At 69.4% G+C, this 7,725-nt stretch carries 6 protein-coding genes and 1 pseudogene; 6 read left to right on the forward strand and 1 reads right to left on the reverse strand.

Annotation, left to right across the window (positions count from 1 at the left end; translation table 11 throughout):
* Positions 1-67: 67 nt before the first annotated feature.
* A complete protein-coding gene (locus tag AC5Y7V_RS23095) occupies positions 68-532 on the reverse strand; it encodes a peroxiredoxin (RefSeq protein WP_499882346.1) in 465 nt (154 codons plus the stop codon).
* Between the two features lie 53 nt (positions 533-585).
* Between AC5Y7V_RS23095 and AC5Y7V_RS23100 the strand changes: the two genes are divergently transcribed.
* The 6 genes and pseudogenes from AC5Y7V_RS23100 to AC5Y7V_RS23125 all read left to right on the forward strand — a co-directional run.
* The gene (locus AC5Y7V_RS23100) at positions 586-2,124 is read left to right on the forward strand and encodes an anthranilate synthase component I (RefSeq protein ID WP_499882361.1); all 1,539 of its coding nucleotides are present in this window, start codon (positions 586-588) and stop codon (positions 2,122-2,124) included.
* Positions 2,117-2,776, forward strand: coding sequence for a TIGR02234 family membrane protein (locus AC5Y7V_RS23105; protein ID WP_499882347.1), 660 nt, complete (start codon positions 2,117-2,119; stop codon positions 2,774-2,776). Before AC5Y7V_RS23100 ends, AC5Y7V_RS23105 begins: the two co-directional genes overlap by 8 nt.
* Before the next feature lie 99 nt (positions 2,777-2,875).
* Positions 2,876-3,694 (forward strand): indole-3-glycerol phosphate synthase TrpC, encoded by an 819-nt coding sequence (trpC, locus tag AC5Y7V_RS23110; RefSeq protein WP_499882348.1) that lies wholly within the window; start codon positions 2,876-2,878, stop codon positions 3,692-3,694.
* Between the two features lie 33 nt (positions 3,695-3,727).
* Positions 3,728-4,993, forward strand: coding sequence for a tryptophan synthase subunit beta (gene trpB / locus AC5Y7V_RS23115; protein ID WP_499882349.1), 1,266 nt, complete (start codon positions 3,728-3,730; stop codon positions 4,991-4,993).
* On the forward strand, positions 4,990-5,805 hold the full coding sequence (trpA, locus tag AC5Y7V_RS23120) for a tryptophan synthase subunit alpha (protein WP_499882350.1): 816 nt from the start codon (positions 4,990-4,992) through the stop codon (positions 5,803-5,805). The genes trpB and trpA overlap by 4 nt, the downstream gene beginning before the upstream one ends.
* A pseudogene (locus AC5Y7V_RS23125) lies at positions 5,802-7,145 on the forward strand (prolipoprotein diacylglyceryl transferase); the annotation flags it as partial. The gene trpA and the pseudogene AC5Y7V_RS23125, both read left to right, overlap by 4 nt.
* Positions 7,146-7,725: the final 580 nt, after the last annotated feature.

Below are 7,725 nucleotides of genomic sequence, written 5' to 3' on the forward strand. Positions count from 1 at the left end.
AGACGCAGAATCGCATAAACCCGCGCGCTTTCACGCGATTCTGCGTCTGCTCGCGAAGCGGGGCGCGCTAGGCCGAGGACCGCGCCCGCAGCGTCTCCAGCGCCTTGTCGGCGTGGGTGTCCATGCTGAGCTCGCTGGAGATCACGTCGAGCACCGTGCGATCGGTGTCGATGACGAACGTCGTGCGCTTGACGGGGATCAGCTTGCCGAGCAGCCCGCGCTTGACGCCGAACTGCGCGGCGACGGCGCCGTCGGTGTCCGACAGCAGCGGGTAGTCGAACTTCTGCGTCTCGGCGAACTTGGCCTGCTTTTGCACGGGATCGACGCTGATGCCGACCCGATTGGCGCCGACGGCGGCGAATTCGGAGGCCAGGTCGCGGAAGTGACAGGCCTCCTTGGTGCAGCCGGGCGTCATCGCGGCGGGATAGAAGAACAGCACCACGGGGCCGTCGGCAAGCAGGGCGCTCAGCTTGCGCGGCGTTCCCGTCTGGTCGGGGAGCTCGAAGTCGGCCACGGTGTCACCAGGTTTCATGCGCGTCACGCTACGCCCGAATGCCTCATCGGCCCATCTGGGAAGATGGGTCGGTGCACGCCCACCTCGCCTCCGGCACCTCACGGGAGGAGTTCCGCCACCTCGCCGCGGAGCACCGTGTAGTCCCGGTGACCCGCAAGGTCTTGGCCGACAGCGAGACTCCGCTGTCGGCGTACCGCAAGCTCGCCGCCAACCGGCCCGGCACGTTCCTGCTGGAGTCCGCCGAAAACGGGCGATCCTGGTCGCGGTGGTCCTTCATCGGGGCGGGGGCGCCGTCGGCGCTGACCGTGCGCGACGGCGAAGCGGTGTGGCTGGGCGCCGTGCCCCAGGACGCGCCCACGGGCGGCGACCCGCTCCGCGTGCTGCGGGACAGCCTCGAGCTGCTGGCCACCGCCGCCATGCCCGGGCTGCCGCCGCTGTCGGGCGGCATGGTCGGCTTTTTCGCCTACGACCTGGTGCGACGGCTGGAACGCCTGCCCGAGCTGGCGGTCGACGACCTGCACCTGCCCGACATGTTGCTGCTGCTGGCCACCGACCTGGCGGCCGTGGACCACCACGAGGGCACCATCACGCTGATCGCCAACGCGGTGAACTGGAACGGCACCGACGAGCGCGTCGACGAGGCCTACGACGACGCGGTCGCCCGCCTCGACGTGATGACCGCGGCCCTGGGCCAGCCGTTGCCGTCGACCGTCGCCACGTTCGGCCGGCCCGAACCCCGGCACCGCTCGCAGCGCACCGTCGAGGAATACAGCAAGATCGTCGACTACCTCGTCGAGCAGATCGCGGCGGGCGAGGCGTTCCAGGTGGTGCCGTCGCAGCGCTTCGAGATGGACACCGACGTCGATCCCATCGACGTGTACCGGATGCTGCGGGCCACCAATCCGAGCCCCTACATGTATCTGTTGCACGTGCCGAATAGCGCTGGGGAGACGGACTTTTCGATCGTCGGGTCGAGCCCGGAGGCGCTGGTCACGGTCGCCGACGGCTGGGCCACGACGCACCCGATCGCCGGGACCCGCTGGCGCGGGGACACCGACGAAGAGGATCAGCTGCTGGAAAAGGAGCTGCTGGCCGACGAGAAGGAACGCGCCGAGCACCTGATGCTCGTCGATCTGGGCCGCAACGACCTCGGCCGGGTCTGCACGCCGGGCACGGTTCGCGTCGACGACTACAGCCACATCGAGCGCTACAGCCACGTCATGCACCTGGTGTCGACGGTGACCGGGATGCTCGGCGAGGGCCGCACCGCGCTGGACGCGGTGACGGCCTGCTTCCCGGCCGGCACGCTCTCGGGCGCGCCCAAGGTGCGGGCGATGGAGCTCATCGAGGAGGTGGAGAAGACGCGTCGCGGCCTCTACGGCGGCGTGGTCGGTTACCTCGACTTCGCCGGCAACGCCGACTTCGCGATCGCCATCCGCACCGCGTTGATGCGCGACGGCACCGCCTACGTCCAGGCCGGCGGCGGCGTGGTGGCCGATTCCAACGGCCCCTACGAATACACCGAGGCCTCCAACAAGGCGCGGGCGGTGCTCAACGCGATCGCGGCCGCCGAGACGCTGACCGCGCCGTCCTCGAGCGACGATGGCTGATTCCCGTCGGCCCCGGCTCACGATCGTCATCGCCCAACTGCTGCTGGTGGTGGCCGCGGGGGCACTGTGGGTGGCGTCGCGGCTGCCCTGGGTGGTGATCCGCTCCTTCGACGGGCTGGGCCAGCCCAAGCAGGTGACGTTGTCCGGCGGCTCCTGGTCGACGGCGCTGCTGCCGTTGGCGCTGCTCATGCTGGCCACCGCGGTCGCGGCCCTCGCGGTGCGCGGCTGGGCGCTGCGGGTGCTGGCCGTGCTGCTGGCCGCGGCCAGCCTGGCGGTCGGCTATCTGGGGACCAGCCTGTGGGTGCTTCCGGAGGTGGCGGCGCGCGGCGCCGAACTGGCCCATGTCCCGCTGATGTTCCTGGTCGGAAGCGAACGAAGGTACTTCGGCGCCGGGTTCGCCGTGGCCGCCGCGGTGTGCACGCTGATCGCGGCCGTCTTGTTGATGCGGTCGGGGGGCCTGCCGCGGGAGAGCGCGACGAAATACGCTGCGCCCGCGACCCGCCGATCCAATGCGCTACGCGAGAGCGATCGCGGGGAGATGCTGGAGGGGCAGCAGCAGCCGGAGATGTCGGAGCGGATGATTTGGGATGCGCTTGACGAGGGACACGACCCGACCGATCGGGCCCGCGGGTCAGACAGCGAGGGTCGGTGACGAGCCGCGAGGCGACGGTCGCTACCCTTCATTGACGTCATCGAAATCGGCTGAATACCCGAGCGACAGTGGGATGGCAGTGGGAAGGGAACGACAGGCATGAGTCCGGCATCCGTGCTTGACTCCATCCTCGAGGGAGTCCGAGCCGACGTTGCCGCGCGCGAAGCCGTTGTCAGCCTGAGCGAGATCAAAGCGGCCGCCGCGGCGGCGCCCCCGCCGTTGGACGTCATGGCCGCGCTGCGCGAGCCCGGGATCGGCGTCATCGCCGAGGTCAAGCGCGCCAGCCCGTCGGCGGGTTCACTAGCGCCCATTGCCGATCCGGCGAAGCTGGCCCGGGCCTACGAAGACGGTGGCGCCCGCATCATCAGCGTCCTGACCGAGGAGCGACGTTTCAACGGCTCGCTCGACGACCTGGACGCGGTGCGCGCCGCGGTCTCAATCCCGGTGTTGCGCAAAGACTTTGTGGTGCAGCCGTATCAGATACACGAGGCGCGTGCGCACGGCGCCGACATGCTGCTGCTCATCGTCGCCGCGCTGGAGCAGTCGGCGCTGGTGTCGATGCTCGACCGCACCGAATCGCTCGGCATGACGGCGCTGGTCGAGGTGCACACCGAGGAAGAGGCCGACCGGGCGCTGAAGGCGGGGGCCAACGTGATCGGCGTCAACGCGCGCGATCTCACGACGCTGAACGTGGACCGGGATTGCTTCGCCCGCATCGCTCCCGGACTGCCCAGCAAGGTGATCAGGATCGCCGAATCCGGCGTCCGCGGCACGGGGGACCTGCTGGCGTACGCCGGCGCAGGCGCCGACGCGGTGCTGGTCGGTGAGGGTCTGGTCAAGAGCGGTGACCCCCGCGCGGCGGTTGCCGATCTGGTCACCGCGGGCACCCACCCGTCCTGCCCGAAACCGTCTCGCTAGGACGCCGATGAGCCGTCCCCGCGTCGAGAATTGGTGATGGTAGACCTGTCCCGCCCGGAGCTTCCGCTCGCGAGTGCGGCCATCGCCGAGCCCACCCGACACGACCCCGATCAGGGTGGTCACTTCGGCGTGTACGGCGGTCGCTACGTCGCCGAGGCGCTGATGGCGGTGATCGAGGAAGTGACCGCCGCCTACGAAAAGGAACGGGTCAACCCGGACTTCCTCGACACCCTCGACGACCTGCAGGCCAACTACGCGGGCCGGCCGTCGCCGCTGTACGAGGCCACCCGCCTGTCCGAGCACGCCGGCTCGGCGCGGATCTTCCTCAAGCGAGAAGACTTGAACCACACCGGTTCTCACAAGATCAACAATGTGCTGGGCCAGGCCCTGCTGGCCAAGCGGATGGGCAAGACCCGGGTGATCGCCGAGACGGGCGCTGGTCAGCATGGCGTGGCCACGGCCACCGCGTGCGCGTTGCTCGGGCTGGACTGCGTGGTCTACATGGGCGCCGTCGACACCGCGCGCCAGGCGCTCAACGTGGCCCGGATGCGGCTGCTGGGCACCGAGGTGGTGTCCGTCGACAGCGGTTCGCAAACGCTCAAGGACGCCATCAACGAGGCGTTCCGGGACTGGGTGACCAACGCCGACAACACCTACTACTGCTTCGGCACCGCGGCGGGCCCGCACCCGTTCCCGACCATGGTGCGCGACTTCCAGCGCGTCATCGGCCTGGAGACCCGCGTCCAGATCCAGGCGCAGGCCGGCCGGTTGCCCGACGCGGTCACTGCGTGCATCGGCGGCGGATCCAACGCCATCGGGATCTTCCACGCCTTCATCGACGATCCCGGCGTGCGGCTGATCGGGTTCGAGGCGGCCGGTGACGGAGTCGAGACCGGCCGGCACGCGGCCACGTTCACCGGCGGTTCGCCGGGCGCGTTCCAGGGATCGTTCTCGTACCTGCTGCAGGACGAGGACGGGCAGACCATCGAATCGCATTCCATCTCGGCCGGTCTGGACTACCCGGGGGTGGGCCCCGAGCACGCGTGGCTGCGGGAGACCGGACGCGCCGAATACCGGCCCATCACCGACGCCGAGGCGATGGACGCGTTCGGGCTGCTGTGCCGCACGGAGGGCATCATCCCGGCGATCGAATCCGCGCACGCGGTGGCCGGCGCCGTCAAGCTCGGCGCCGAGTTGGGCAAGGGCGCCGTCATCGTCGTGAACCTGTCGGGGCGCGGCGACAAGGACGTCGAGACCGCCGCGAAGTGGTTCGGCCTGTTGGGGTCCGGGGACAAGTGACCGTCGAACAGAGCCAAGCGAGCCGGCTGGGGCCGACGTTCGATGCGTGCCGCACGGACAATCGCGCGGCGCTGATCGGGTACCTGCCGACCGGTTATCCTGACGTGCCCACATCGGTGGAGGCGATGATCGCCCTCGTCGAATGCGGTTGCGACATCATCGAAGTCGGCGTGCCGTATTCGGATCCGGGCATGGACGGCCCGACCATCGCCCGGGCCACCGAGGCCGCCCTGCACGGGGGAGTGCGGGTCCGCGACACGCTGGCCGCCGTCGAGGCGATCAGCGCGGCCGGTGGGCGCGCGGTGGTGATGACATACTGGAACCCGGTGCTGCACTACGGCGTTGACGCGTTCTCGCGCGATCTCGCGGCGGCGGGTGGGCACGGCCTGATCACGCCCGACCTCATCCCCGACGAAGCCGGGCAGTGGCTGGCCGCCTCCGAGGAACATCGGTTGGATCGCATCTTCCTGGTGGCGCCGTCCTCGACCCCGCAGCGGTTGGTCACCACCGTCGAGGCGTCGCGCGGGTTTGTCTACGCCGCCTCGACGATGGGGGTGACCGGCGCGCGCGACGCGGTGTCGCAGGCCGCGCCCGAATTGGTGGGCAGGGTGAAGGCGGTGTCCGACATACCCGTTGGCGTCGGACTTGGGGTGCGCTCGCGGGAGCAGGCCGCAGAGATCGGCAGCTACGCCGACGGCGTCATCGTCGGGTCCGCGCTGGTGTCGGCGCTGGGCGACGGGGGATTGCCCGCGCTGCGCGCGCTGACCGCGGAACTGGCCGAAGGTGTGCGGCTGAGGGCGGCCGCGTCGTGACGCACCTGCTCGCCTATATCCCCAGCCCGCCGCAGGGCGTATGGCACTTGGGGCCGTTGCCCATTCGCGCTTACGCGCTGTTCATCATCGCCGGCATCGTGGCGGCGCTGATGATCGGCGACCGGCGTTGGGAGGCGCGCGGCGGGCAGCGCGGCGTGATCTACGACATCGCGTTGTGGGCAGTGCCGTTCGGCTTGATTGGCGGCAGGCTGTATCACCTGGCCACCGACTGGCGCACGTATTGGGGCCCGGCCGGCGCCGGCTCGATGGCGGCGCTGCGGATTTGGGACGGCGGCCTGGGCATCTGGGGTGCGGTGGCCCTGGGCGGCGTCGGTGCGTGGATCGGCTGCCGACGCCGCGGAATTCCGTTGCCGGCCTTCGGCGACGCGATTGCGCCGGGAATCATCTTGGCGCAGGCGATCGGTCGGCTGGGAAACTATTTCAACCAGGAGCTCTACGGCCGGGACACCACGCTGCCATGGGGGCTGGAGATCTTCTACCGGCGCGACCCCTCCGGATACGTCGACCCACATTCGCTCGACGGGGTCTCGACGGGTCAGGTCGCGCTCGTCGTGCAGCCGACGTTCCTCTACGAATTGATCTGGAACCTCCTGGTTTTCGTCGCGTTGATCTACATCGACCGGCGGTTCAACTTCGGCCACGGGCGACTGTTCGCGCTCTATGTCGCCGCCTACTGCGTGGGGCGCTTCGGCGTCGAGCTGCTGCGCAACGACACGGCAACCCAGATCGCCGGGATCCGGATCAACGTCTTCACTTCGACGTTCGTGTTCATCGGGGCCGTGGTGTATATCATCCTGGCGCCGAAGGGCCGCGAGGACCCGGCGAGCCTGCGCGGCAATGACTACGACGCCGAGGAAGCGCCGAAACCCAAGCCGGAAGCGAAGCCGGAACCCAAGCCGGAAGCCGAGCCAGAACTCGAGCCGATAACCGGCGTTCGGGTCTTGGGAGCCGCCGGCGTTGCCGCGTTAATTGGGGCGGGGAGGGCGACGAAGAGGCTGATACCGGGGAGGCGCTCGAGTCCGGTGGAGGCCGCTGACGCCGAAGCCGTCGATGCCGCCGACACCGTCACAGCGGCAGCGCCTAAGCCGGAGGTCGAAGAGTCGGCGGCCGAAGAGCCTGAAGCCGAAGCGCCCGAAACCGTCGAGGCCGCGGTCGAGGAGCCCGAAGCAGAAGAGCCCGAAGCCGAAGAAACCGCGGTCTCGGAAGACGAGGCTGTAGAGGCAGAAGAGCCCGAAGCCGAAGAGCCCGAAGCCGAAGAGCCCGAAGCCGAAGAGCCCGAGACTGCTGAGGCCGCGGTCGCGGAGCCCGAAACCGCGGAGCCCGAAGCCGAGGAGCCCGAAGCCGAGGAGCCCGAAGCACAAGAAGCCGAGGCCGAAGAGCCGGAATCAGCGGAGCCAGAAACGGTTGAGGCTGAAGTCGCAGAGTCTGAAGAGCCCGAAGCCGAGGCCGAAGAGCCCGAAGCTGCAACTGAAGAGTCCGAAGCCGAAGAGTCCGAGTCCGCGGAACCCGACGCCGCGGACGCGGAGGCCGCCGTGGCGGAGGCCGTCGAAACTGGATCCGGTGAGCCAGAGGCCGCGGAGGCTGAGGCCGTTGCGACGGAGGCTGCGGACGCCGAAGTCGCGGAGCCCGAGGCCGAAGAGCTCGAACCCGAGGTCGAGGAGCCCGAAGCCGACGAGCCCGAGGTCGCGGAGGCCGAAGCCGCGGAGCCCGAGACCGACGAACTCAAGCCCGAGCCCGGTGCTGCCGAGTCCAAAACTGAAGAGCCAGAAGCTGATTCGGAGTCTCCGCAGCCGGAGCCCGTTGACACCGGCTCGACGCGGCGCCGATTGAGTTTCCGGCTGAGGAGCCGCCGGGGTCGTTAGGGCTCGTCGAACGTCGAGTTGTTGCGCGAAATGTGCG

It is taken from the genome of Mycobacterium sp. NGS34 (assembly GCF_059812845.1).